Raw genomic sequence first — 25516 nt, 5'->3', positions numbered from 1 at the left:
GGACAACCCGCGGGGCGGTACCGGCCGTTGCCCGTACCGCCCCGTTGTCGTGCGTCACACCTTCAGGTACTTGCGCAACGCGAAGAATGCGGCAAGCGCCGGCATCAACAGGCTCGTGGCGAGTATCAGCGGCAGCTTGGTCAGCACGGCGTCCCAGCCGATGAAGTTGATCAGATTCAGCTTGTGGGACAGATCGAGACCGTGGTCGATGATGAAGTACCGGGCGACCACGAGGAAACCGCAGGCGACCGTGCCTCCGATGAGCCCGGCGACCGCGGCCTCCATGATGAACGGCGCCTGGATGTAGAAGCCGGAGGCGCCGACCAGGCGCATGATGCCGGTTTCCCGGCGGCGGCTGAACGCGGAGACACGCACCGTGTTGACGATCAGCATCAGCGCGACCACCAGCATCATCGCCATGACCGCGCGCGCGGCCCAGTTCATGCCGTTGAGCAACCCGAAGAGGTTGTCGAGGATGCCCTTCTGGTCCTGTACCGACTGCACGCCGTCGCGGCCGTTGAAGGCACTCGCGATGACCTGGTACTGCTCCGGGTTCTTCAGCTTGATGCGGTACGACTCCTGCATCTGGTCCGGGGTCAGCGAACTGGCCAGCGGCGAGTCGCCGAACTGCTCCTTGTAGTGCTTGTAGGCCTCGTCCTGCGACTCGTAGGTGACCTTCTGGACGACGGTGGTCATCTTGTCCAGGTCGCCGGTGATCTGCTTCTTCTGCTCCTCGGTGACCGCGCCCTTGGAGCAGTTGGGATCGGACTCCGCGTCGCTCTTGTTGCAGAGGAAGACGGAGACGTTGACCTTGTCGTACCAGTAGCCCTTCATCTGGTTCACCTGGTCGCTCATCAGGAGTGAGCCACCGAAGAGGGCGAGGGAGAGGGCGACCGAGACGATCACCGCGAAGGTCATCGTCAGATTGCGGCGGAGACCGACACCGATCTCCGACAGAACGAACTGGGCGCGCATGGCGTCTGCTCAAGCCTTTCCGTGGATCTCAGTGCTGATAGCCGTAGACGCCGCGCGCCTGGTCTCGGACGAGGCGGCCCTTCTCCAGCTCGATGACGCGCTTGCGCATCTGGTCCACGATGTTCTGGTCGTGGGTCGCCATCACCACGGTCGTGCCCGTCCGGTTGATCCGGTCGAGCAGTTTCATGATGCCGACGGAGGTCTGCGGGTCGAGGTTGCCGGTGGGCTCGTCGGCGATCAGCAGCTTGGGGCGGTTGACGAAGGCCCTGGCGATCGCCACACGCTGCTGCTCACCACCCGAGAGCTCACCGGGCATACGCTCCTCCTTGCCGCCGAGCCCGACGAGATCGAGCACCTGGGGCACGGACTTGCGGATCTCACCGCGCGACTTGCCGATGACCTCCTGGGCGAAGGCCACGTTCTCGGCGACCGTCTTGTTCGGCAGCAGGCGGAAGTCCTGGAACACCGTCCCCAGCTGGCGGCGCATCTGGGGCACCTTCCAGTTGGAGAGGCGGGCGAGATCCTTGCCCAGCACATGCACCTGCCCGGTGCTGCACCGCTCCTCGCGGAGGATGAGCCGCAGGAAAGTGGACTTTCCGGAGCCGGAGGATCCCACGAGGAACACGAACTCGCCCTTCTCGACCTCCAGGGACACATCCCTGAGGGCGGGGCGGTTCTGCTTGGGGTAGACCTTGGACACGTTGTCGAATCGGATCACGGATGCACCACTGGCCGTTGGGGTAGGTGACCGTGACCATACGCGAAGCAGGTGTGCAAGCGCAGTCGCCGGTCTGGGTTGCACGAGAGTCGCACCTTTTGTCCGCCACCGGCGTGAGGAGTGCCGCGGAAGGGGTGCGGGAGACCGCGCGAGCGGCCAAGGACCGCCGACGGCCGCAAAAGGGGCGGAACCGCTCCTCGGCGAACGCTTCCGGGCCCAGTCCACCAGGGTCCCGCGCCGAAATTCACGGAACCTGGCACAGTGGAGTGGGAACGGTTGCGTTCCCGGAAACGTTGTGTACGTGGAAGCGGCACAAGGAGGGCGAGGCGCATGACGTACGACCGATTGGTGTGCGCGAACTGTGCGGCGCCCGTCAGTGAGGGTCGCTGCCCCGTATGCCGTGCCAGCCGACAGCGGCTTCAGCAGGAAAACCCCTGGTCGGGGCTGAACCCTACGGCACTGATCGTACTTGTCGCCGTACTGATCGCGGCGGTGGCGCTGCTGGCGCACCAGACGGCGTAGCCCGGCGAGACGCCGCAGAGCGCACTCAGGAACGTACGGGAAGGGCCCGGGGCGAGAACGCCCCGGGCCCTTCCTACGCGCTTCTGACGCCCGCGGACGGGCTTGTGCGCCCGCCGATCAGGCGACGGTCCCGCCACGGCCGCTCACGAGGCGCGGCAGCACACGGAAACCGATGCCTCCGACAACCATCGTGGCCGCGCCGAGCAGCAGGACCGTGGTCTCGCCGGCGCCGGTGTCGGCGAGTTCCTTGCCCTTGGACCCGGTGCCGGCCTCGGTGGACGACCCGGTGTCGGTCAGGGCGGAGGACCCCTGGTCCTGCGGTACGGCGTTGTTGCCGTCGGGGCCGGTCTGGTCCCCGCCGGTGCTGCTGCCGCCGGAGCTGCCGGAGCCACCGTCGCCGTTGCCGCCGGAGTTCCCGGAACCGCCGTCGCCGTTGCCGCCGGAGTTCCCGGAACCGCCGTCGCCGTTGCCGCCGGAGTTCCCGGAACCGCCGTCGCCGTTGCCGCCGGAGTTCCCGGAACCGCCGTCACTGGCGCCGGTGGACGTACCACCGTCACTGGTGCCGGTCGACGTACCACCATCGCTGGTGCCGGTCGACGTACCACCATCGCTGGTGCCGGTCGACGTACCACCATCGCTGGTGCCGGTCGACGTACCACCGTCACTGGTGCCGGTCGACGTACCACCGTCACTGGTGCCGGTCGACGTACCACCGTCACTGGTGCCGGTCGACGTACCACCGTCGCTGGTGCCGGTCGACGTACCACCATCGCTGGTGCCGGTCGACGTACCGACGCTCGTGCCGCCGTCACTGGTGCCTGTGGACGTGCCGACGCTCGTGCCGCCGTCGCTTTCTCCGTCGCCCGTGCTCACATCCACGGAGATCGGGCCCGCCTCGATATGCGCGTCCAGCGCGGAGGCCGCACCCGCGGCAGTCAGCGAGGCGCCCGCGGCTATCACCGCACCGGCGGCTATCCGCGCCACGCGGATCCGCGTCTTCTTGGTCATCTTCCTGTTACCCCCTGTAGCTGATCGTCATCGGAGCAGCGCACGGGGGCCACGACGTCGGGGACGGCGGTACTGGAACCCCCCGGTTCTCAAACGCCCCAGTGATGCGCATGCCGCGCTTCACCCTTCCGAGTTTTCACAGCAACGTCAAGGTCGTTGCGTGCGCGATGTCCCCTTGCTGATCGTTTGACGGAGACGCCACCCTGTGAGCGTGATGCAAAACCCGGACATCGGTCACGGAAAAGGCAACTGCCCCCGCGCGGGGGGCAGTTGCCTTTGGACAGAAGGCCGCTTTTCGGCCGCGGCGACGGCGTCCGTCGTCCGGTCTACTTCTCCTGCTGCTTGCGCCAGCGAATCCCGGCCTCGATGAACCCGTCGATCTCGCCGTTGAACACGGCCTCGGGGTTGCCGACTTCGTGCTCGGTGCGCAGGTCCTTGACCATCTGGTAGGGGTGCAGGACGTACGAACGCATCTGGTTGCCCCAGGAGTTGCCGCCGTCGCCCTTGAGGGCGTCCATCCTGGCCTGCTCCTCCTGCCGGCGCCGCTCGAGGAGCTTGGCCTGCAGCACGTTCATCGCGCTGGCCCTGTTCTGGATCTGGGACCGCTCGTTCTGGCAGGTGACGACGATGCCGGTGGGAAGGTGAGTGATCCGCACGGCGGAGTCGGTCGTGTTGACGCCCTGGCCGCCGGGACCGGAGGACCGGAACACATCGACACGGAGGTCGGAGTCGTCGATCTCGACGTGGTCAGACTGCTCGACGACGGGAAGGATCTCCACACCCGCGAAGGAGGTCTGACGCCGCCCCTGGTTGTCGTAGGGGGAGATGCGGACCAGCCGGTGCGTGCCCTGCTCGACGGAGAGGGTGCCGTAGGCGTACGGCGCCTGGACGGCGAAGGTCGTGGACTTGATCCCCGCCTCTTCCGCGTACGACGTGTCGTAGACCTCGGTCTTGTAGCCGTGCTGCTCGGCCCAGCGCAGGTACATGCGCTGGAGCTTCTCGGCGAAGTCGGCGGCGTCGACGCCACCGGCCTCGGCGCGGATGTTCACGAGCGCCTCACGGGCGTCGTACTCGCCGCTGAGAAGCGTCCGGACCTCCATCTCGTCCAGAGCCTTCCGCACCGCGGTGAGCTCGGACTCGGCCTCGGCACGGGTGTCCGGGTCGTCCTCGGCCTCGGCGAGCTCGAAGAGCACCCCGAGGTCGTCGATCCGGCCGCGCAGGGACTCTGCCTTCCTCACCTCGGACTGGAGGTGGGAGAGCTTGCTGGTGATCTTCTGCGCCTCGTCCGGGTCGTCCCACAGGGACGGCGCGGCTGCCTGCTCCTCGAGCACGGCGATGTCTGCCCTCATCCTGTCGAGGTCCAGAACGGCCTCGATCGACTCCATGGTCGAGGAGAGGGACTTGAGCTCTTCGGATACATCGACGACTGCCACGCATCCAGCGTAACGGCTCCGCCAGGCGGTGAACGCCGGGTGACCGCCGGTTACGGAACGGCCGGGCGCCGGGGCAGGTGCGGGGGGCCGCGCCGCCCGTACCGACCGCAGGCGGTGGGGGCGGGGCGCCGGCGGTCGAGCAGGCGCCCGCTGTCAGGGGGAGGCCGGAGCCGAGTTCCGTGTCGCCGGGGGCTGCCCGTCGTCGCCGTCGGACGTCGCGAGCCATGCCCCCACCCCGACCGCCGCCAGCAGGGCCGCCGTCACCGCGCCCAGGACCAGCCGGCGTCTGCGGGTCTGCGCCCGGTGGCGGGCCGACCCCGGGCGCGGGGCGCCCGCGGCGCGGGGCGCGCGGGCCGTGCCCCGGGCGCCGCCGGCCAGCTCGTCCGGCGCCGGCACCCGCATCGAGGTGTGGGTGTCCCGGTTGGAGTCCGGCTTCGCCCCCGGCACCAGCGGGACGGACCCGCGGCGCTCCCGGGCCGTGGCCCGCTCGCCCGGCACCACCGCCTCGTACGGCGGCTCCTCGGCCGGCTCCGCATCGGGTTCGTCCACGTCCAGCGGCGGCATCCCGGTCAGCAGCGGCACCTGCTCCCGCAGCCGGGCCGCGAGCTCCGACGCGCGCAGCCGTGAGGCCGGGGCCTTCGCGAGGCACTGCACGATCAGCTGCCACAGCTCGTCCGGGATGCCGGGCAGGGGCACGACGGTCTCGGTGACATGGCGGCGCAGTACCGCGCCCGGGTGCCCGCCGCCGAAGGGCGTGAAGCCCGCCAGGAGCTCGTACAGGACCGTCGCCAGCGCGTAGATGTCCACCGCCGCCGTGGGCGGCAGCCCCTCCACCAGTTCCGGCGCGAGGTAGTCCGGAGTGCCGATGATCTTCGTGGCCCGGGTGCGGCGCGGTGAGTCGATCAGCTTGGCGACACCGAAGTCGGTCAGCAGCGCGGGATGGGCGCCGCCCGGGCCGAGCGGCCCCTGCATGTCCAGCAGCACGTTCTCCGGCTTCACGTCCCGGTGCACGACCCCGGCCGCGTGCGCCGCCGCCAGCCCGTCCGCCACGTCCGCCACGATCGCCACCGCGGCCTCGGGCGCCAGGCGGCGCTCGCGGTCCAGCCGGGTCCGCAGATCGGTGCCCCGGACCAGGTCCATGACCAGCGCCAGGTCGTTGCCGTCGACCACCAGGTCCCGCACGGCGACGACGTTCGGGTGGTCGAGCCCCAGCAGCGCCGTGCGCTCCTGGACGAAGCGGCCCACGAGCTCCTGGTCGGACGCGAGGTCCTCCCGGAGCAGCTTGACGGCGACGGGCCCTTCCGGCCCCTCGCCCAGCCACACCGTGCCGGCGCTCCCCCGTCCCAGGATCTGGTTCGCGGTGTACCGGCTGCCGATCTTCCGTGCCAAGACTGCTCCTACTGGGACGCGGGTTGCCGACGCTGCGCCGTTCCGGGTCGGTGATGCCGCGGCGGATGCCGCGGATCCCCGGACCCGGTCGACAAAACTACGCGTCCGGGGCCGCAACCTTCACCGCCAAGGCGGAAATCACCCGTCAGGTGTCGACAAATCCCCAAGCTCGAAGGGTTCTTGGGCTCTCCGACCCCTCGTTCAGGACGTGCCGCCGCCCAGTTTCCCGATCCAGCCGGTCACGTCGGAGAACCACTGGCTCAGCTGCGCCCAGTACGACTTCGACGTACCGATCCAGTCCTGGAGCGGGCTGAACTCCCAGACCAGCCACCCGGCCACGAACAGGATGACGATCGTGAACAGGCACCCCTTCAGGCAGCCGAGTCCCGGGATCTTCATCGGGTTGGCGCTGCGCTGCCGCGGCTCGCGCGGCTCGCGTGCCGGACGCGGGGCTGGCTGCCGGGGCTGCTGCGGCGCGGGGGCGTACCGCTGCGGCTGCTGCTGGGGCGCGTACTGCTGACGCTGGGGCGGGTACTGCTGGGGCTGCTGCTGCGGGTATCCCTGCTGCTGCGGATGCCCGTACCCGGGCCCGGACTGCCGCTGCCCCTGCTGGGGACGGGCGACCTGCCGCTGCGGCCGGCGGCGCAGCGGGTCCTGGCCGGGATCGAGGTACGCCTGGACCTGCGTCTGCTCGTTGCGGTCACGGGCCGCGCGCAGCTGCGTCTGCCAGGGGTGCGGCTCCTCCGGCCGGGGCTGACCGCCCGGCTGGTGCTGCGGCACCGGCGGCATCACGGCGGTGGGGTCCGCCGCGCCGGTGCTCGGCAGCACGGTGGTGGGGTCCCCGGCGCCCGGTGTGTTCGGCAGGACGCTGGTCGCCGCGTTCGGGTCGTACCCGGCGGCGTTGTGCGGCAGCACCTGGGTGGGGTCGGCGGAGCCCGGGACGCTCGCCGGATCGGGGTCCGGGGCGAGCAGCGCGCCCACCCCCTCCGCGGCGGCGATCTGCGCGGAGTTCGCGTGCACGCCGACCCCTTCGGCGACGACCCGCAGCGCCCGCGCCAGGTTCTCGGCGCCGGGCCGCTCGTCCGGGTTCTTGCGCAGGCAGCGCTCAATGACCGTCCACAGCGGGTCGGGCACCGTCGAGGGGCGGCGCGGTTCGGCGCTCAGGTGCTGGTGGAGCACCTCGAGGGCCGACCCTCCGCCGAACGGGGGACGCCCGGTGACCAGCTCGTACATCAGGATGCCTGCGCCGTAGATGTCGACGGCGGAGGTCTGCGGGTGGCCCTCGGCCGACTCGGGTGCGACGTACGCGGGCGTGCCCACGAACTCGTGCGTGCGGGTGAGGCCCGGGGAGTCGGCCAGCCGGGCGATCCCGAAGTCGGTCAGCATCGGGTGCATACGGCCGCTGTCCTGCCGCAGCAGGACGTTCGCCGGCTTCAGGTCGCGGTGCACTACGCCGTCCGCGTGACTCGCGGCCAGCGCGTCGGCGATCTGCGCGGTGAGCAGGGACGCGGCGACGGGGCTGAAGGGCCCGTTGTCACGGAGGTAGCGGTGCAGGTCGGGGCCGTCGACGAGGTCCATGACCAGTGCCAGCAGATCGCCCTCGACCACCAGGTCGCGCACGCGCACGATGTTCGGGTGGGTCAGGCGGAGCAGGACGGACCGCTCCCGCAGGAACCGCATCACGACGTCGGGGTCGCTCGCCAGCTCCTCCTTGAGGACCTTGATCGCCACGGTCTCGCCGGGCTGCCCCGCGACGGCCGCCTCGGCACCCGCGGTCTCCCGCTGGCGGGCTCGCCAGACGGTGCCCGTGGCGCCGCGTCCGAGCGGCTCCTCGAGCAGGTACTTGCTGCCTACCGGCCGCACGTCATGCGCTCCCTGCTGCTTGCTTGTCCGGACCGTCCACCCGTTCTAAGGGTGGTTCGACCCACTGTAGTGCCGCAGATCCTGGCACCGGGATGTCGACGGCTGTGCGTCCGCCGCCTTTCACAGCCATGGACGTCTGCGGACACCCCGCCGTTCCCCGGCCCCCTGTACACGGGCTTCACGCGTCCCCATGCCCTTTCCCGCCCGATCCATGGGATGTACGTACGAGAGGCATGCAGATGTTCGACATTCGGTCGTCGACGAGAAGACGCTCGCTCCGGCACACATGGTTGCCAGGACCGGACGTGACCGATCTCAAGCGGACAAGGGCCGTGCACCGGTCAGGCACTTTTGCGGGCAGAGCCGACCAATCAAGATCACTTGACGGCGGGCGGCGGGCGCACTGTCGGTGGCAGGTGCGAGGATGCATCCCGTACTGGCCGATGTGCTCGTGCGCGGTGGGGGGGACGGTCGCGGTCGGGACCGCGACGCGGCTCCCTGTTCCGGCCTCGGGCGCCCGTGCAGAAGGGACCGCTGACGGCGATGCAGATCCGGCTGACCGTCGTAGACCCGCTGGGCCCGCCCCCGGAGTCCCGGGCACGCGCCGCGAGCTGCGATGTGCTGGTCACCGCGCCCGCCGGGACGGCGCTGGCCGCGGTCGCGTCGGGCCTGGCCGCGGCGGCCGGCTCGGGCGAGGGTCCCTCGGTGCTGTACGCGGGCGCGGAGCGGCTGGACGCGCAGCGCTGCACCCTGGGTGAACCTCCCCTGCTGGACGGCGCGGTACTGACGCTCGGCGCCCCCGCGGAGCCGGGCCCCGAGCCCGACGCTGACGCGCCCCAGTTGCACGTGGTCGCGGGCCCGGACGCGGGCGGCGTCCATCTGCTGCACGGGGGCGCCATCCGCATCGGCCGCTCCGCCGACGCGGACGTCCCGCTGGACGACCCGGACGTCTCCCGGCTGCACTGCGCGATCACGGTCACCGACGACGGCAGCGTCTCGGTCGCCGATCTGAACTCCACGAACGGCACCGTGCTCGACGGCGGCCCGGTGACCGACCACCCGGTGCGCTTCGCCCCGGGCGCCCTGCTCCGTATCGGCGAATCGGCCCTGCGGCTGACCCTGCCCGGCCGGGTGCGCCCCGCGGGGACGGCACCGGACGGAGAGGGTCGGGTACGCGTCCTCGGCGAGGGGGACGGCGAGGGCCCGGCGCAGGCAGCGCGGCCGGCGTCCGTGCCCCCCGCGCACAGCGGGAACGCCACGGCGGCGGGCTCGGGCACCGCCGACCTCTCCGGAACGGGCGGTGATCCCGCCCGCGCCCGGCGCACCGGTCCCTCCGGCGGCCTCGCGGGCGACACGCATCACGGCTTCGGCGTCACGGCCTGGGGGGCCGCGGACGCGGCCGGCCCGGGCGTGCAGGAGCACGGGGCCGTGGAGCCGTCCTCCCCTGCGTTCCCGGCCCCGCTCCAGCCGCAGGACCCGCGGAACGCGGACGGCACCCCGACGGCTCCGGTCGTACCGGGGCAGGGCGCAGCCCCCTCGATCGAGAGCCGGGACCCGGCCGCCGAGGGCACGCGCAAGGGCACCCCACCGCGCGGCACGGACGTGCCCGCGGGGGTGCGCAGGCGCGGCTTCACCGCGTGGGCGCGCAGGCTGACCGGCGGCCGCGGCGACCAGAGCGGCATCGGAGGAGGGGCGTACGACGCGGACGGAAGGGCGCCGGCGCCCGCGTTCCTGGCGGCCGCCGCCCCGGAGAAGTGGCCCGATCCCGCATCGCTGCTGCTGGCCGTCCTCGGCCCCGGACCGCGGTTGTGGGAGCGCGGACCCGGGCATCCGGAGACGCTCACCGTACGGCTGGGCACGGCCGACCGGGCCGCCCCGGACGGTTCGGGACTGCTGCCCGCCGTCCCCGTGACCGCCGGGCTGCGCGAGGTGGGCTCGCTCGGCCTCGCGGGGCCCCGGGAGCGGCTGTCCGGGCTGGCCCGCGTGGTGATCGCGCAGCTCGCCGCCCTGCACTCCCCCGACACGTTGGAGCTGGTGCTGATCAGCGCGGACCGCTCCCGCTCGCTGGAGGAGCGCACCGCCGACTGGTCCTGGCTCGGCTGGCTGCCCCATCTGCGCCCGGCCCATGGGCAGGACTGCAGACTCCTGCTGGCCTACGACCGGGAACAGGCGGCAGCACGCACGGACGAGCTGCTGCGCCGCCTGGAGGACCACCTCACGGACCAGGACGGGCTCTCCGGTCCCCTGCACGGAACCGCCCCCAACGGTCCGGCGGGCGAGTCCCTGGGCGTCCCCCACCATCCCGCCGATCCGGGCGATCGCCACGACGCCCCCGCACTGCGCGGTGCCGCCCGTCGTCCCGCCTGGGCGCAGGAGGACGGCCCCGCGGGCGGCGCGTTCCCCGGGCCGTACACCGTGGTGATCGTCGACGGGGACCCCGGCGGTGCCGCCGTGCGCGAGGCCGTGGCACGGCTGGCGCAGCAGGGGGCGCGGGCCGGGATCCATGTGGTCTGCCTGGCCGAGGCGCCGCCCGCCTCGCCCGCCTCACCGATGACGGCGACCTTCGAGGCGGCGTGCGCGGTCTCGCCCGCGTTCCGCGAGTGCGGGGCCGTGGCGCTGCTGAGCGGCGACGTGGCCACGGCACTGCGACTGCTGCGGGTCGCGCCGGGTGAGGGCGCCGACGCCGCGCTCGGACTCCGCGCCCCGGTGGGCCACGGCACGGTCGCCGCGGTGGACGCGGTGTCCCCGGCGTGGGCCGAGCGGTTCGCGCGGGCACTCGCCCCGCTGCGCACCGACGGCGGCGGGGACCGGCACACGCGCGTCTCGGCGCCGCTGCCCCAGGCGGTGCGGCTGCTGGACGAGCTGGGCCTGGCGCGGGCCACCCCGGCGTCGCTGATGGCGCGTTGGGCGGATGCGATGGACGACGTCCAGGCCCCGGGCGGACGTGTCTGGGCGGTGCTCGGCGCCGGGCCGCGCGGCCCGGTGTGCCTGGACCTGGCCGCGGAGGGGCCGCATCTGCTGCTGGAGGGACCGCCCGGCAGCGGCCGTACGGAACTGCTGCGCTCGATCGCCGCGTCGCTCGCCTCGGCCGAGCGGCCGGACCGGCTCGGGATCGTGCTGGTCGACGGCCGCGACTGCGGGACCAACGGCAACGCCGGCGGGGACGGCCTGCGGGCCTGCATGGATCTGCCGCACGTCACCACACATCTTGCGGCCAACGACCCGGTGCGCATGCGGGAGTTCGCGCAGTCGCTGACCGCCGAGCTGAAGCGGCGGGCCGAGCTGCTGGGACGGCTCGGCTTCGCCGAGTGGCACACGCGCCAAGGGGTGTCGGGCCGGATCGGGTCGCAGCGGACGGGGAGTTCGGACTCCGGCGACCTGGACACCCCGCCGAGTACGACGCTGAGGTTGCGGCCCGCGGCGACCCGGCAGCGGACGCCGCAGGTGCCGCCGCCGGCACGGCTGGTCGTGCTGGTCGACGATCTCGACGCGCTGCTGTCACCGGCGCTCGGCTCGCCGGGACGCCCGGCGGCGGGATCGGTGGTACGCGCCCTGGAGGCGGTGGCCCGGGAGGGTGATCGGCTCGGTGTGCATCTCGTCGCCGCCGCTGCCCCCGGTGGGCGGACGGCACAGTGGGAGCCGGCCCGGACGGCCGCGCTGCGCATCGCGCTCGAGGAGGTCTCCCCGGGTACGGACGAACCGACGCCCGGACGTGGGCGGCTGACACGGGCGGACGGCAAGGTCACGCCCTTCCAGGGTGGGCGGATCACCGGCCGCATCCCCCGCACGGCGACGCTGCGCCCCACGGTCGTCCCGCTGGAGTGGCAGCGCATGGGTGACCCGCCTGCCCGGCGTCCCGTCCGCGAACTGGGCAACGGCCCCACGGACCTGGCGCTGCTGGCGAGCGCGCTGGAGCGGGCCGCACGTTCGGTGTCGGCGATCGAGGTGCCTTCGCTGCTGTGACGCCGGGGGCCCGTGCCCGGCGTGTGCCGAGTCGCACCGGGCCGCTCGTTGACGGTACGTCACGACGCGGTCACGATCGCGGGGTTGACAGTGCAGGCGCTCTTGCCGACCCGAAGGACCCCGCGTAGACCGGAGCGCACGGGACAGCACTCGAACGTTCGACGAGGAACGAAGAACGGGGCAGTGATGCACAGCACTCTTCGTATGCGCACGTCACCGAAACAACCCATTCACTCGACCCGCAGAGCCGCGCTGACCACGGCGGCCGCCCTCCTCGCCGGGGCACTCGCCCTCACCGGCTGCGGCGGCGGCAACGACAAGAGCAGCGACGACAAACCGAGCGCCGGCGGCAAGGAGAGCGGTTCCACCGTCACGCTCCCCAAGCTGAACGGCCAGAGCCTGGAGGTCGCCGCCGTCTGGACCGGTGGTGAGCAGAAGAACTTCAAACAGGTCCTCGCGGAGTTCGAGAGGCGCACGGGCGCCAAGGTCACCTTCGTGCCCGCCCAGGACCCGATCATCAACTTCCTCGGTTCGAAGATCGCCGGCGGGCAGCCGCCGGACGTCGCACTGCTCCCCCAGCCCGGCGCCATCAAGCAGGCCGTCGACAAGAAGTGGGCGAAGCCCCTAGGGCCCGGGGCCCAGGCCGAGCTGGGCAAGAACTACTCCCAGGGCTGGCAGGACCTCGGCAAGGTCGGCGGCAAGCAGTACGCCGCGTACTACAAGGCCGCCAACAAGTCCTTGATCTGGTACAACGCGAAGGCCTTCGAGAACGCGGGAGCCGAGGAGCCGAAGCGCTGGGAGGAGCTGATGACGGCGGCCCAGGCCGTCTACGACTCCGGGGTCACCCCGTTCTCCGTCGGCGGCGCCGACGGCTGGACCCTCACCGACTGGTTCGAGAACGTCTACCTCTCCCAGGCGGGACCGGACAAGTACGACCAGCTCGCCCAGCACACGATCAAGTGGACCGACCCGTCCGTGAAGGAGGCGCTGACCACACTCGCCCAGATCTGGGGCAAGAAGGACTTCGTCGCGGGCGGCGCGAACGGCGCGCTGCAGACGGAGTTCCCGGCATCCGTCACCCAGACCTTCACCGGCGGCGACCAGCCGAAGGCCGCCATGGTCTTCGAAGGCGACTTCGCACAGGTCAACATCGCGGAGACCAAGGCGAAGATCGGCACGGACGCGAAGGTGTTCCCCTTCCCGGCGGTGGGCGGCCAGGCGCCCGTGGTCTCCGGCGGCGACGCGGCCGTGATCCTCAAGGACTCCGAGGCGGCCCAGGCACTGGTCACCTTCCTGGCGTCGCCGGACGCCGCGACGATCCAGGCGAAGCTCGGCGGCTACCTCTCGCCGAACAGGTCGGTCGCGCTGTCCGCCTACCCCAACGACGTGCAGCGGAAGATGGCCGAGGCACTCGTCTCGGCCGGCGACAACTTCCGTTTCGACATGTCCGATCAGGCCCCGCAGGCCTTCGGCGGCACGCCCGGCAAGGGCGAGTGGAAGGACCTCCAGGACTTCCTGAAGAACCCCAAGGACGTCGCGGGCGCCCAGGCGAAGCTGGAGAAGGACGCGGCGGCGGCATATGGAAGCGGGAGCTGATCCGGCGATGTCGTCGGCAGCCGCGGAGGACGTCGCCGGGACACCGGCGCCGTCCTCCGGCCCCCGTCGGCGCAAGAGCGTGACCGGCACCCGCAGGACCGTGGCGGCGCTGTTCCTGCTGCCCGCCCTGGTACTGCTGGGCGCGCTCGTGGTCTACCCGATCGGGTACTCGCTGATCCGCAGCTTCCTCAGCCAGTCCGGCGACTCCTTCGCCGGATTCGACAACTACCGGGCCCTGTTCACGGACGACGGCATCCGCACCGCCCTGAAGAACAACATCATCTGGGTGGTGTTCGCGCCGACGGTCTCGACCGCGCTGGGACTGATCTTCGCGGTGCTCACCGAACGGGTGCGCTGGGGAACGGCCTTCAAGCTGGTCGTCTTCATGCCGATGGCGATCTCGATGCTGGCGGCGGGAATCATCTTCCGGCTGGTGTACGACCAGGACCCGGACAAGGGCGTCGCCAACGCGGTGTGGGTGGGCGTCCACGACACGTTCGCCGAGTCGTCCGCGTTCCCCAAGGCCCACCCGGGTCGTCAGTCGCCCCTCCGGCCCGACCGCGGCGGCTTCGTCACCGCCACCACGGTGCACACGGGGCGGACGGTCGCGCTCCCGTTGGTCGGCGTCGCGCCCGACCGGATGCCGAAGAGCGCCGGGCCGGCCGCCCGGGCGCAGCCGCAGCCGGGCAAGGTCACCGGCACGGCCTGGCAGGACTTCACGCGCGGCAAGGGTGTCGGAAAGCTCGGCGCGGTGGACCCGGCCGAGCAGGGCTACGCGGGCATGCGGATCGAGGCGGTGAAGGACGGCAGGGTCGTCGCCTCCACCAAGGCCGCCGCCGACGGGACCTTCACCCTGCCGGCCGCCGCCGACGGGGCTCGGCTGCGGCTGCCGGCGAGCAACTTCAGAGAGCCGTACAACGGCGTGGACTGGCTCGGCCCCGCGCTCGTGACCCCGGCCGTCATCGGCGCCTATGTGTGGATGTGGGCCGGCTTCGCGATGGTGCTGATCGCCGCGGGCCTCGCGGGCGTGCCGCGGGAGCTGCTGGAGGCGGCGCGCGTGGACGGTGCGAACGAGTGGCAGGTGTTCCGCCGGGTCACGGTGCCGCTGCTGGCGCCCGTGCTCGCCGTGGTCACGGTGACGCTGATGATCAACGTTCTGAAGATCTTCGATCTGGTCTTCATCATCCCGCCGGGCTCGTCCCAGGACGACGCGAACGTCCTCGCCCTGGAGCTCTACCGCAAGGGGTTCTCCGAGGACCAGCCGGGCATCGCGAGTGCGATCGCGGTGTTCCTGCTGCTGCTCGTCATCCCGGTGATGCTGTTCAACATCCGCAGACTCAGGCGGGAGGTGCGGCGATGACGACACAGGCCGGAAGTCTGCCGAAGGCGGCGTCCACCACGGCCGTGCGCGCCGGGCGGTCCCTGGGTGCGCGCCTCGCGGAGGGCGTGGGCGGGGGCCTGGTGCGGGTCTTCCTCATCGTGGTCGGGCTGTTCTGGCTGGTGCCGACGGTGGGTCTGCTGCTCGCCTCGCTGCGCACACCGGCCGACATGAGCGCCTCCGGCTGGTGGAAGGTCCTCAGCGAGCCCTCGCAGCTGACCTTCGACAGCTACCAGAAGCTCCTGGAGAACGGCGACATCACCAACTCCTTGCTGAACACGGTCCTGATCACGGTTCCCGCGACCCTCCTGGTCGTGGCGATCGGCTCCCTCGCGGGCTACGCCTTCGCCTGGATGGAGTTCCCGGGCCGTGACTGGTGGTTCCTGGGCGTGGTCGGCCTGCTGGTCGTCCCCGTGCAGGTGGCGCTGATCCCGATCGCCGAACTCTTCGGGAAGATCGGCCTGTTCGGCACGGTCCTCGGTGTGGTCCTCTTCCACACGGGCTACGGCCTGCCCTTCGCGGTGTTCCTGCTGCGGAACTTCTTCGCGGAGATCCCCCGGGAGCTGCTCGAGGCGGCCCGGCTCGACGGTGCGGGCGAACTCCGGCTGTTCGCACGGGTGGTGCTGCCGCTCGGCGGTCCTGCGATCGCGAGTCTCGGCATCTTCCAGTTCCTGTGGGTGTGGAACGACATGCTGGTGGCGCTCGTGTTCACGAAGTCCGGTACGCAGCCGATCACCGTCGCACTGCAGACGCAGGTACGCCAGTTCGGCAACAACATCGACGTCCTGGCACCGGGCGCGTTCATCTCGATGGTGATCCCGCTGGTCGTCTTCTTCGCCTTCCAGCGGCAGTTCGTGTCGGGTGTCATGGCGGGCGCCGTCAAGTAGGGCCGACCGTACGGAAGTTCCGGGGTGGGCCGCTACCGGGGTCCACCCCCTCCGTTCACCTGGGGTTTCCGTCGACGTTCCCCCGGATGCCGCATCCGGCGTAACCGAAGCGGCCCTTCGGCCGTTTCCGGGCAGTATGCCCGCGCCGATCCCATGGATGCCCCTTGCCCAGGTTCAGTGTCATCGTTCCCGCGTACAAGGTTCAGGCGTACCTGGAGGAATGCCTCACATCCGTGCTGGAGCAGTCGTTCACCGACATCGAAGTGATCGCCGTCGACGACTGCTCGCCCGACGCCTGCGGCGCCGTCATCGACGAGGCCGCCGCCCGTGACCCCCGCGTCCGGCCGCTGCATCTGCCGCACAACGTGGGACTCGGCCCGGCCCGCAACGCGGGTCTCGAGCTCGCGACCGGCGACTATGTGCTCTTCCTCGACGGCGACGACACCCTGACCCCGGACGCGCTGCGGGACCTGGCGGACCGGCTGAAGGCGACGTCCGAGCCGGACGTCCTGGTCTTCGACTACGCCCGCACGTGCTGGACCGGGCGCACGGTCCGCAACCAGCTGGCCGATCTGCTCACCGAGGAGGGGCCGGCGCCGTTCCGCCTCGACGACCGCCCCGGCCTGCTCTCGTTGCTGATGGTGGTCTGGAACAAGGCCTATCGCCGGGAGTTCGTCGAGCGCGCGGGCTTCGTCTTCCCACCCGGCTACTACGAGGACACCGCGTGGACGTTCCCGGTGCTGCTGACCGCGGACACCGTCGCCACGCTCGACCGGGTCTGCATCCACTACCGCCAGCGCCGCCAGGGCAGCATTCTCGTCTCGACGAGCCGCAGGCACTTCGACGTCTTCGACCAGTACGACCGGGTCTTCGCCCATCTCGACGCCCGTCCCGAACTCGACCGCTGGCGCCCGGTGCTGTTCCGCCGCATGGTCGACCATCTGGCCACCGTCTACGGCCGGCGCGGCCGGCTGCCCCGGGACAGCCGTACCGAGTTCCTGCGGCTGGCCCGCGCCCACTACCGCCGATACCGCGTCCCGGGCGCACCGCTCAGGCTGCGCCACCTCCTGATCAGGCTCGGCAGCCACCGCACCTACCGGGCGCTGTCGCTGGCGTCCGGCCTGGCACGCCGCACCCGGCGCCTGGCCGCCGGGGCGGGCCGGCGGCTGAGCGCCGCCGCGCTCCGGGCGCACTACCGCCTCCAGCTCCGTCTTCCGCTCCGCGCGGACCGCGCCGTCTTCACCCGGGACGAGGGCGGCAGGTACGGCTGCAATCCGGGCGCCCTGGAGTCCGCGTTCCGCAATCTCGTCCCGCACATCCGCACCGCGTGGATCGCGCGACCCGAGCATCACCACACCGTCCCGCTCACCACACGCCGGCTGCGGCCGGACTCGGCGGCGTACTGGACGGCGCTGGCCCGCTCCAAGTACCTCGTGCACAACGACGACTTCGGCCCCGGTGTGGTCAAGCGCACGGGCCAGATCCTGATCCAGACCCGGCAGGGCACCCCGCTCAAGCGCATGGGCCTGGACCTCCAGGACCGTCCGGCCGCCGCCCGCTCCGCCGACTCCGGCCGGATGCTGCGTTCCGCCGACTCCTGGGACTACGTCGTCTCGGGCAACCGCCACTCCACCCTCGTCTGGGAGCGTGTGTTCCCGTCCGGGTTCACCACACTGGAGTACGGCCTTCCCCGCAACGACGTCTTCGCCCGTGCGACCTCGGCGGACGTGGCCCGGCTGCGCCAGACGCTGGGCATCCCCGAGGGCTCGGTGGCGATCCTGTACGCGCCGACGTTCCGCGACTACCGCCGCGACCACCGCCCCGCCCTCGATCCCGAACGGCTTCTGCACCGGCTCGGACCGCGTTTTGTGCTGCTGACCCGGTCGCACCCGTCGTTCGGCGAACCTCTCTCCCGGGCCACCGGCGACCGGGTGATCGACGTCTCCGACCATCCGAGCGTCGAGGCGGTGTGCCTGGCCTCGGACGCGCTCGTCACGGACTTCTCGTCGCTGATGTTCGACTACGCCAACCTCGACCGGCCGGTCGTCGTGTACGCGGACGACTGGGAGGCGTACGAGGCGACCCGCGGCACCTACTTCGACGTGCGCGACTTCCCGCCGGGCGCGGTCGCGCGCGACGAGGAGGAACTGGCCGACATCTTCACGACCGGCCACTGGTGCGGCTCACGCTCGCAGCAGCGGCGCAGGGCGTTCCGCGAGCGCTTCTGCCCGCACGACGACGGGCGCGCGGCCGAACGGATCGTGCGCAGGGTGGTGTTCGGGGAGAACGCCTGGCTGCCGTCGGTGGTCCCCCTGGCCGGCCGGCACCCGGTCCCGCCCGCCACGGCGGGACAGCCCACCGCACCGCTCACCACCGTCCCGGTGCCCGCCGGCCGCGTACCGGCCACCGAACGCCTCTGACCACCGAACCGCCCCGACCCCCGGAGTTCCGCATGCCGCACAGGCCCGCCACCGTCCTCCCCGGAGGGCCCGGGCGCTGACCCATCCGCACGCGTACGACGCACCGGCCCCGGGACGGGGACCGGGGCCCGAGAGAAAGAGCAGAATGCCCCGCTTTAGCATCATCGTCCCCGCCTTCGGCGTCGCCGGCCGCCTGTCCCAGGCCCTGGACTCCGTCCTCGGCCAGTCCTTCGGCGACCTCGAGGTGATCCCGGTCTGCGACGCACCCGACTCCACGGCCGGCACGGTCGCGACCGCGTACGCCGAGCGGGACCAGCGGGTCGTCCCGCTCACCTCGCCTCCCTCCGGCGGCCTGGGGGTGGCCCGTACCACCGGGGCGGAGGCGGCGACCGGGTCCTATCTGCTGTTCCTCGACGGCGACGACGTCCTCACACCGGGCGCCCTCGCGGCGATCGACCGGCACCTGGCTGCGGTCGGCGAGGTGGACGTCCTCTACTTCGACCATGAACGGGTCCACTGGTGGGACGCCGAGCCGTCCACCCCCCCGCTCGGCCGGGCCCCCGAGGGCGCCTTCGCCCCCGGCCGGGCCCCGGAGCTGACCGGTGTGTCCGTGCCCGCGTGGAGCGCCGCCTACCGCAGCGCGTTCGTCACCGGCCACCGACTGGCCTTTCCGGCGAGCCACTTCACCGACATCGGCTGGGGCGGCCTGGTCACGCTCGCCGCCGAACGCGTCTCGGTGCTGCGCTCGGTCTGCGTACGGCATCTGGTGCGCCGGCAGGGCAGCCGGCTCCACACCCCGGGCGAGCACCAGTTCGACCTTCTCGACCAGGCCGATCTGGTCCTGAGCCGGGCCGCCGAACTCGCCCTTCCCACGGACCGGCTGCTGCCGCTGTACGAGCAGATCTTCGCCGTGGTCCTGCGGACGGCCGCGCATCCGGAACGCCTGCCGACACCTCGGCGCCGTGCCTTCTTCCGGCAGGCCTCGCGCCTCTACCGCCGCCACCGCCCGTCGGGTTACCGGCCGCCCGCGGGCAGCGCCGGGATCCAGCACCGGCTGCTCGCCTGCGGTGCCTACAGCGCGTTCCGGGCGCTGCGCGGCGCCAACCGCGGCGCAACGAAGGCGGTACGCAGGGCCCCGGTTCCGCGCATGCTGCGCACCCGGCTCCGGTACGCACTGGCGCTGCGCCGCCCGCTCGAGGCCGACCTGTCCGTGTACTGCGCGTACTGGGGCCGCGGCTACACCTGCAATCCGGCCGCGATCCACGCCAAGGCCCGGGAACTCGCCCCGCACATCCGCTCGGTGTTCCTGGTCGAGCCGGACGCGGTGGCGACCCTTCCCCCGGACGTGGAGTACGCGGTGCTCGGCAGCCGGGCCTCCTGGGACGTGCTCGCCCGCGCCGCGTTCTGCATCAACAACGCCAACTTCGCGGACGGCGTGGTCAAGCGCCCCGGCAGCGTGCATCTGCAGACCCAGCACGGCACCCCGCTGAAGAGGATGGGCGTCGACCAGTCGACGTATCCCGTGGTCGCGGCCGCGACCGGCAGCTTCGCCAAGCTGCTGACCCGGGTGGACCGCTGGGACTACAACCTCTCCTCCAACCGGCACTCCACCGAGATGTGGGAGCGGGCCTTCCCCGGCTCCTACGAGACCCTCGAGTACGGCTATCCGCGCAACGACGTCTACTACACCGCGACCGCACGCGACGTCACCCGCATCCGCCGCGAACTGGGCGTCCCCGAGGGCAGGACGGCGATCCTCTACGCGCCCACGCACCGCGACTACAGCACCGAATTCGACGCACGCCTCGACCTGGACGCGTTCTGCGAGGCCATCGGCGACGACTACGTCGTCCTGCTGCGCGCCCACTACTTCTACGACGTGGGCGCGGCGCGGAACGGCGGCCGGATCATCGACGTCACGGGGCACCGCTCCGCCGAGGACGTGTGCCTGGCCGCCGACGCGCTGATCACCGACTACTCGTCGATCATGTTCGACTACGCCAACCTCGACCGGCCGATCGTCGTGTACGCGGACGACTGGGACGTGTACCGGGAGACCAGGGGCGTCTACTTCGACCTCATGGAGGCACCGCCGGGCCGGGTGGCCCACGCGCCCGAGGACCTGGCCGCCGTCTTCCGGGACGGCTCGTACGCGGACGGCTCCGCCGCCGCCCTGCGCGCCGCCTTCCGCAAGCGCTTCTGCGGGTTCGACGACGGGCGCGCCGCAGAACGCGTGGTGCGCCGGGTGCTGCTGGGCGAGCCGCCGGAGTCGATCCCGCCCGTGATCCCGCTCGCCGAGCGCATCCCGGCCCCGGCCCCCGCCCTCGTCAGGAGCTGATTCCCGTGCCCCGCTTCAGCATCATCGTCCCCGTCTTCAAGGTGCAGGGCTTCCTGCGCGAGTGCCTCGACTCGGTGCTCGGCCAGTCGTACGCCGACTTCGAGGTGGTCGCCGTCGACGACCGCTCCCCCGACGGCTGCGGGGCGATCCTGGACGAGTACGCCGAACGCGACCCCCGCATGCGTGTGCTGCACCTGCCGGAGAACGTCGGCCTCGGCCGGGCGCGCAACGCGGGGATGCCGCACGCCACCGGTGACTACCTGCTGTTCCTGGACAGCGACGACACCCTCACACCCGGCGCGCTGCGGGCGATCGCCGACCGGCTCGAGGAGACCCGGGACCCGGACGTCCTGGTCTTCGACTACGCCCGTTCCTACTGGTGGGGCGGCACCCGGCGCAACGCGCTGGCCCGGGTGCTCACGGAGGCCGCCGGCACGTTCACCGCGGCCGAACGCCCCGAGATCCTCGACCTGCTGATGGTGGTGTGGAACAAGACCTACCGCCGGGACTACGTCACCGACCACGGCTTCAGCTTCCCGCCGGGCTACTACGAGGACACTCCCTGGACCTTCCCCGCTCTGCTCAGCGCCGGGCGGATCGCCGCCCTCGACCGGATCTGCCTCCTCTACCGGCAGCGCCGCCAGGGCAACATCCTGTCCACCACGAGCCGTAAGCACTTCGACATCCACGACCAGTACGAGCGGGTCTTCGCATACGTCGACGCCCACCCGGAACTGAACCGCTGGCGGCCCTGCCTGCATCGCAAGATGGGCGAGCACTGCCTGGACGTCCTCGCCAAACCGGACCGGCTGCCCGCGTCCGCCAAGGCCGAGTTCTTCGCCCGCACGGCCGAGCTCTTCCGCAGGCACCGTACGCGGGAGCCGGTCCCCGCCGCACTGCGTGTCCTGGAAGGCGGTTACACCCGCTACCGGGCCCGGCAGCGTGCCTCGGCCGCCGGCCGCGCGCTCGGTCTGCGTGCCGGGCAGGCCCGCCGGGCGGCCGCCGGCCGGGTGGGGCGCGGGTGGTCCTGGGCGCACGAACACCGGCCGCTCGACCCGAACCTGGCGGTGTACTCGGCGTTCTCGCACCAAGGCGTCCTCGGTGACCCGGCCGCGATCCACCGCGCGGCGCGCGACCTGGCACCGCACATCCGGGGCGTGTGGGTGGTGCACCCGGAGGGGGTCGAGCGTCTGCCGCCGGACATCGAGTACGTCCTGCCGGGCTCCCCCGCGTATCGGCAGGTCACCGCGCGGGCGACCTACTTCGTCAACAACGTGAACTGGCCGGGCTCGCTGGTCAAACGCCCCGGCAGCGTGCACGTCCACACCCATCAGGGCACCCCGCTGAAGTACATGGGGACCGATCTGCGGGGCAAGCCGGGCGCCCGGCACGGCCTCGACGTGCCGGGGATGCTGCGCCGCGCCGACCGCTGGGACTACAGCCTGGTCGCCAACCGCCACTCCGAACTGGTGTGGGACCGGGTCTATCCCTGCCACTTCACCTCGCTCCGCACCGGCAGCCCGCGCAACGACGTCCTCGTGAACGCGAAACCCGACGACGGGGCCGCCTTCCGGCTTCGGCACGGCATTCCCGAGGACCACACGGTCGTGCTGTACGCGCCCACCCGCCGCGACCATGTGCGGGGTGGTCATGTGGAGCCCTTCGACCCCGCGCGGTTCGCCGAGGACCTGGGTGAGGGGCACACCCTCGTGGTCCGGCTCCACCCCTCGCTCGCGGACGGTCCCGCCCGCGGGATGGGGCTGGCGGAGCTGCACCGGCGGGGCGTGCTGGTCGACGCCACCGACGAGCCGCATGTGGAGGAGGTGATGCTCGCCTCGGACGCCCTGGTCACGGACTACTCGGCCCTCATGTTCGACTACGCCAACCTGGACCGGCCGATCGTCGTGCACGCCGCCGACTGGGGGGCGTACCGGGCGAGCAGGGGCACATACGTCGACATCACGGCGAACGCGCCCGGGCAGGTCTCGCGCTCCTACCGCGAGCTGGCCTGGCTCTTCACCTCCGGCTGCTGGCAGGACGCGGACGCGGCGGCACTGCGGGCCGGTTTCCGGGCGCGCTACTGCGAGTTCGACGACGGCCAGGCGGCCCGGCGGGTGGTGCGGACCCTGATGCTGGGCGAGCCGGACACCGCCGTCTCCATCCCGGCCCCCTCGGCGGGCGACTGCGACGTGCCGGCCTCGACATGACACGCGCCCGGCGCCGGGAGGATGTCCCGGCGCCGGGCGCAGGCCCGAGAACCGACCCGTACGTCCTCGAAGGCGCACGGAGCCGCTCGGGGTGGGACTACTCGACGACGAGCTCCACCGGGATGTTGCCGCGGGTGGCGTTGGAGTAGGGGCAGACCTGGTGGGCCTGCTCGACCAGCTTGCGGCCGGTCGCCTGGTCCACCGACTCCGGCAGTTCGACGCGCAGGGTGACCGCGAGACCGAAGCCCTCGCCCTGCTTGCCGATGGTGACCTCGCCGGTCACGGCTGCGTCGCTGACGTCGACCTTGGCCCGCCGGCCGACCACGCCGAGGGCGCTGGCGAAGCAGGCCGCGTAGCCGATGGCGAACAGCTGCTCGGGGTTCGTGCCCTCGCCGTTGCCGCCCATCTCGACCGGCGGGGCCAGCTGAAGATCGAGCTTGCCGTCGGAGGTGACGGCACGGCCGTCACGGCCGTGGGTGGCGGTGGCGACGGCGGTGTACAGCGCATCCATGGGGAACCATCCCTCTCGAAGTCATGTCCGGGGCGACCGGGCCTTTCGTCCGGACCGCCTCACGACCACAAGTAGAGCACACAACTCAGTTGTGCACAACTGAATCATCCGCCAGGGCTATCCTGGGGTCATGACGACCACGCCGACCCCCAGTACCGAGGCCTCCGCCGGCGAGGAGTTCCTGCGTCTGGACCGCCAGATCTGCTTCTCGCTCCACGCCGCGGCCCGCGCCTTCAACAGCGTCTACCGCGTAGTCCTCAAGGACCTCGGGCTGACGTATCCCCAGTACCTCGTGATGCTGGTGCTCTGGGAGCACGGCGAACTGCCGGTGAAGAGGCTCGGCGAGCATCTGCGGCTGGACTCCGGGACGTTGTCGCCGCTCCTGAAGCGCCTGGAGGCCACGGGTCTGGTGCGACGCGAGCGCAGCCGCGAGGACGAGCGGTCCGTGCACGTTCATCTCACCGAGGAGGGGACCGCCCTGAAGCAGCGCGCCCTGCTGGTGCCGACCCGGATCGCCGCCTCGACCGGCTTCGAGCTGGAGGAGATCATGGACCTGCACGCCCGGCTCGACCGGCTGACCCGCACGCTCGACGAGGCGGCGCTTCAGGAGGCGCCCGGCTGCGTCCAGCCGGCGGACCAGGGCTCCTCGCGGCGTACGTAAAGTCGAAGGGTGATACCGCGCCGGACATACTCCTCACGGGTGATGAACTCCCGGTTCACCACCGCGAGTTTGGCGCGCTCCGTGGGGTTCGGGGGAGCCCAGGTGGATCTCAGCGCGAACGGCTCGCTGACCACCCACACATAGGCGAGGCCGCCGAGCCGGCGCCGCAGCTCGGCGGGGCTGGCCTCCCGTCCGTACAGCGAGCCGTCCTCGGCGGCGGGCACGTCGAGCGCCACGTCGCGCACCCCCTTGAACCCGGCCGGATAGGCCAGCGCCGACCGCCGCTCCAGCGACGGCAGGAACAGCACGGGGTCCCCCGGCCGCACCACCCGGCCCACCAGAGCGGAGACACCCGCCAGGTCGTCCGGCCGGTGATCGGCCCGGCGATCGGCCCTGAGCAGGGGCAACTGCGCGACCAGCACGGTGCAGACGGCGAGCACACCCAGCAGGGCGCCACCCCGGTACCGGACCCACGCGGAGGGCGGGACGGCGTCATGGGCGCGGGACGCGGAGATCCGCGGCGCGTCCCGGAGGGCGACGCCCCCACCGCGGCCCGCGGGTCCACGCGGCGCGGGCAGCACGGGGGCGCCGACGGCCGCGCCGTGTCCGTACGTCGCCTGCCGGGGCACGGCCGGCAGACGACGGCGCCCCGTGCGCAGCCGGCCCAGGACACCGGCCGCCCGTTCGGCGCCCGCCGCGGCCAGCAGCGGCGCCCCGGCCAGCGAATAGAGCACGTACCGGTCGTCGTAGAGCGGGGAGATCTGCGAGATCCCCATCAGCACCGCCGGCGGGAGCACCATCAGCGGCAGCGCCACCCCCGCCGGCGAAAGGTCCCGCCTGGACCTCGCCATCCCGCCGGCCAGCGCCATCAGCACGAGATACGGCCCCAGAAGCACGGGCGAGGACCCGGCGAACCGCTCCAACAGTTCCTCGACGCTTCGTCCGTCGGGCGCGGTCAGCCACGCCACCTGTGCCGACTGCCCCCACGAGACCAGCACCAGCGGCAGCAGTACGACCACGACGGCCCCGGCCGCGCATCCCCAGCGCCGCCACGTCGCCCCCGGCACCCGCGCGAGCGCCAGCGTGCAGGCGTGCGCCAGCAGCACCAGCACGGCGAACTCGTGCAGCACACACGTGACGGCGAGGACCGTCCCGTACGGCCACCACCTCCCGCCCCGCACGGCCCGCACGAGCAGGAGCGTCGCGCCCGCGACCCCTGCCGCGACCAGCGCGTACGAGCGGCCCTCCTGCGCGTAGTGGCCGACCATCGGCGTGGCCGCGTACATCAGGCCCGCCCACAGCCCCACGCGCGGCCGACACAGCCGGGTGCCCAGCGCGGCGACCAGGCCGGCCGCCAGGGCCGCTCCGCAGACCGAGGGCAGCCGCAGCGCCACCTCGCCCGGGTGGACGGCCAGGACCAGGTGCATCAGCAGGTAGTACAGGCCGTGCACCGCGTCCACACTGCCCAGCAGATGCCGGATCTGCGGCACCGAGCGGCGGGCCACCTGGAACGTGACCGCCTCGTCGCGCCACATCCCGTCGCGGTCCAGTCCCCACAGCCCGATCGCGCACATGGCGACGACGGGCACGAGGACGGCCAGGCACTCCGCACGTCTCTCCGACAACCGACTCATGCCCGCATTCAAC

The 25516-nt window shown here is 72.0% G+C and carries 17 protein-coding genes; 9 read left to right on the top strand and 8 right to left on the bottom strand.

Annotated elements, in window-relative coordinates:
* Nucleotides 1–54 precede the first annotated feature (54 nt).
* Complete coding sequence (gene ftsX, locus ACSHXN_RS24900) at nucleotides 55–975, bottom strand: permease-like cell division protein FtsX (RefSeq protein WP_355129019.1); 921 nt, start codon at nucleotides 973–975, stop codon at nucleotides 55–57.
* 28 nt (nucleotides 976–1003) lie between these two features.
* Complete coding sequence (gene ftsE / locus ACSHXN_RS24895; RefSeq protein WP_059127796.1) at nucleotides 1004–1693, bottom strand: cell division ATP-binding protein FtsE; 690 nt, start codon at nucleotides 1691–1693, stop codon at nucleotides 1004–1006.
* A gap of 330 nt (nucleotides 1694–2023) precedes the next feature.
* Between ftsE and ACSHXN_RS24890 the strand changes: the two genes are divergently transcribed.
* Nucleotides 2024–2215 carry a hypothetical protein gene (locus ACSHXN_RS24890; RefSeq protein ID WP_351222103.1) on the top strand — a complete coding sequence of 64 codons (192 nt, stop codon included), beginning with the start codon at nucleotides 2024–2026 and terminating at the stop codon, nucleotides 2213–2215.
* 117 nt (nucleotides 2216–2332) lie between these two features.
* Here ACSHXN_RS24890 and ACSHXN_RS24885 read toward each other — a convergent pair whose 3' ends face one another.
* The 4 genes from ACSHXN_RS24885 to ACSHXN_RS24870 form a co-directional block, all read right to left on the bottom strand.
* Nucleotides 2333–3223 (bottom strand): hypothetical protein, encoded by an 891-nt coding sequence (locus ACSHXN_RS24885; protein WP_438303722.1) that lies wholly within the window; start codon nucleotides 3221–3223, stop codon nucleotides 2333–2335.
* A gap of 326 nt (nucleotides 3224–3549) precedes the next feature.
* Nucleotides 3550–4656 carry a peptide chain release factor 2 gene (gene prfB / locus ACSHXN_RS24880; RefSeq protein ID WP_355129017.1) on the bottom strand — a complete coding sequence of 369 codons (1107 nt, stop codon included), beginning with the start codon at nucleotides 4654–4656 and terminating at the stop codon, nucleotides 3550–3552.
* Between the two features lie 153 nt (nucleotides 4657–4809).
* Nucleotides 4810–6045, bottom strand: a complete 1236-nt coding sequence (locus tag ACSHXN_RS24875; RefSeq protein WP_356291767.1) for a serine/threonine-protein kinase — start codon at nucleotides 6043–6045, stop codon at nucleotides 4810–4812.
* A gap of 201 nt (nucleotides 6046–6246) precedes the next feature.
* Nucleotides 6247–7908, bottom strand: a complete 1662-nt coding sequence (locus ACSHXN_RS24870; protein WP_356291769.1) for a serine/threonine-protein kinase — start codon at nucleotides 7906–7908, stop codon at nucleotides 6247–6249.
* A 543-nt stretch (nucleotides 7909–8451) separates the two neighbouring features.
* Here ACSHXN_RS24870 and ACSHXN_RS24865 point away from each other — a divergent pair.
* The 7 genes from ACSHXN_RS24865 (at nucleotide 8452) to ACSHXN_RS24835 (ending at nucleotide 22697) form a co-directional block, all read left to right on the top strand.
* A complete protein-coding gene (locus ACSHXN_RS24865) occupies nucleotides 8452–11871 on the top strand; it encodes an FHA domain-containing protein (protein ID WP_438303720.1) in 3420 nt (1139 codons plus the stop codon).
* Between the two features lie 204 nt (nucleotides 11872–12075).
* Nucleotides 12076–13467 carry an ABC transporter substrate-binding protein gene (locus ACSHXN_RS24860; RefSeq protein WP_355797760.1) on the top strand — a complete coding sequence of 464 codons (1392 nt, stop codon included), beginning with the start codon at nucleotides 12076–12078 and terminating at the stop codon, nucleotides 13465–13467.
* Nucleotides 13468–13546: 79 nt separating this feature from the next.
* Nucleotides 13547–14827 carry a carbohydrate ABC transporter permease gene (locus ACSHXN_RS24855; RefSeq protein ID WP_355129361.1) on the top strand — a complete coding sequence of 427 codons (1281 nt, stop codon included), beginning with the start codon at nucleotides 13547–13549 and terminating at the stop codon, nucleotides 14825–14827.
* Nucleotides 14824–15732: a carbohydrate ABC transporter permease gene (locus tag ACSHXN_RS24850; RefSeq protein ID WP_355129009.1), complete on the top strand. Its 909-nt coding sequence runs from the start codon at nucleotides 14824–14826 to the stop codon at nucleotides 15730–15732. The genes ACSHXN_RS24855 and ACSHXN_RS24850 overlap by 4 nt, the downstream gene beginning before the upstream one ends.
* Before the next feature lie 164 nt (nucleotides 15733–15896).
* Entirely contained in the window at nucleotides 15897–18152 is a 2256-nt protein-coding gene (locus ACSHXN_RS24845) for a bifunctional glycosyltransferase/CDP-glycerol:glycerophosphate glycerophosphotransferase (protein WP_438303718.1), read from the top strand.
* 145 nt (nucleotides 18153–18297) lie between these two features.
* A complete protein-coding gene (locus ACSHXN_RS24840) occupies nucleotides 18298–20490 on the top strand; it encodes a bifunctional glycosyltransferase/CDP-glycerol:glycerophosphate glycerophosphotransferase (protein ID WP_438303717.1) in 2193 nt (730 codons plus the stop codon).
* Nucleotides 20491–20495: 5 nt separating this feature from the next.
* Complete coding sequence (locus ACSHXN_RS24835) at nucleotides 20496–22697, top strand: bifunctional glycosyltransferase/CDP-glycerol:glycerophosphate glycerophosphotransferase (protein ID WP_355129003.1); 2202 nt, start codon at nucleotides 20496–20498, stop codon at nucleotides 22695–22697.
* Nucleotides 22698–22794: 97 nt separating this feature from the next.
* Here ACSHXN_RS24835 and ACSHXN_RS24830 read toward each other — a convergent pair whose 3' ends face one another.
* Nucleotides 22795–23208: an organic hydroperoxide resistance protein gene (locus tag ACSHXN_RS24830; RefSeq protein ID WP_355129001.1), complete on the bottom strand. Its 414-nt coding sequence runs from the start codon at nucleotides 23206–23208 to the stop codon at nucleotides 22795–22797.
* Nucleotides 23209–23338: 130 nt separating this feature from the next.
* On the opposite strand from ACSHXN_RS24830, the gene ACSHXN_RS24825 reads away from it, so the two are divergent.
* Nucleotides 23339–23869, top strand: coding sequence for a MarR family winged helix-turn-helix transcriptional regulator (locus tag ACSHXN_RS24825; protein ID WP_355128999.1), 531 nt, complete (start codon nucleotides 23339–23341; stop codon nucleotides 23867–23869).
* Here the strand turns inward: ACSHXN_RS24825 and ACSHXN_RS24820 are convergent.
* Nucleotides 23812–25503 carry a glycosyltransferase family 39 protein gene (locus ACSHXN_RS24820; RefSeq protein WP_438303715.1) on the bottom strand — a complete coding sequence of 564 codons (1692 nt, stop codon included), beginning with the start codon at nucleotides 25501–25503 and terminating at the stop codon, nucleotides 23812–23814. The two genes, ACSHXN_RS24825 and ACSHXN_RS24820, sit on opposite strands and share 58 nt — an antisense overlap.
* Nucleotides 25504–25516 lie beyond the last annotated feature (13 nt).

The organism is Streptomyces sp. HUAS TT11 (genome assembly GCF_051553595.1).
Lineage (GTDB): Bacteria > Actinomycetota > Actinomycetes > Streptomycetales > Streptomycetaceae > Streptomyces.
This window is presented reverse-complemented; position numbering and strand designations above follow the sequence as displayed.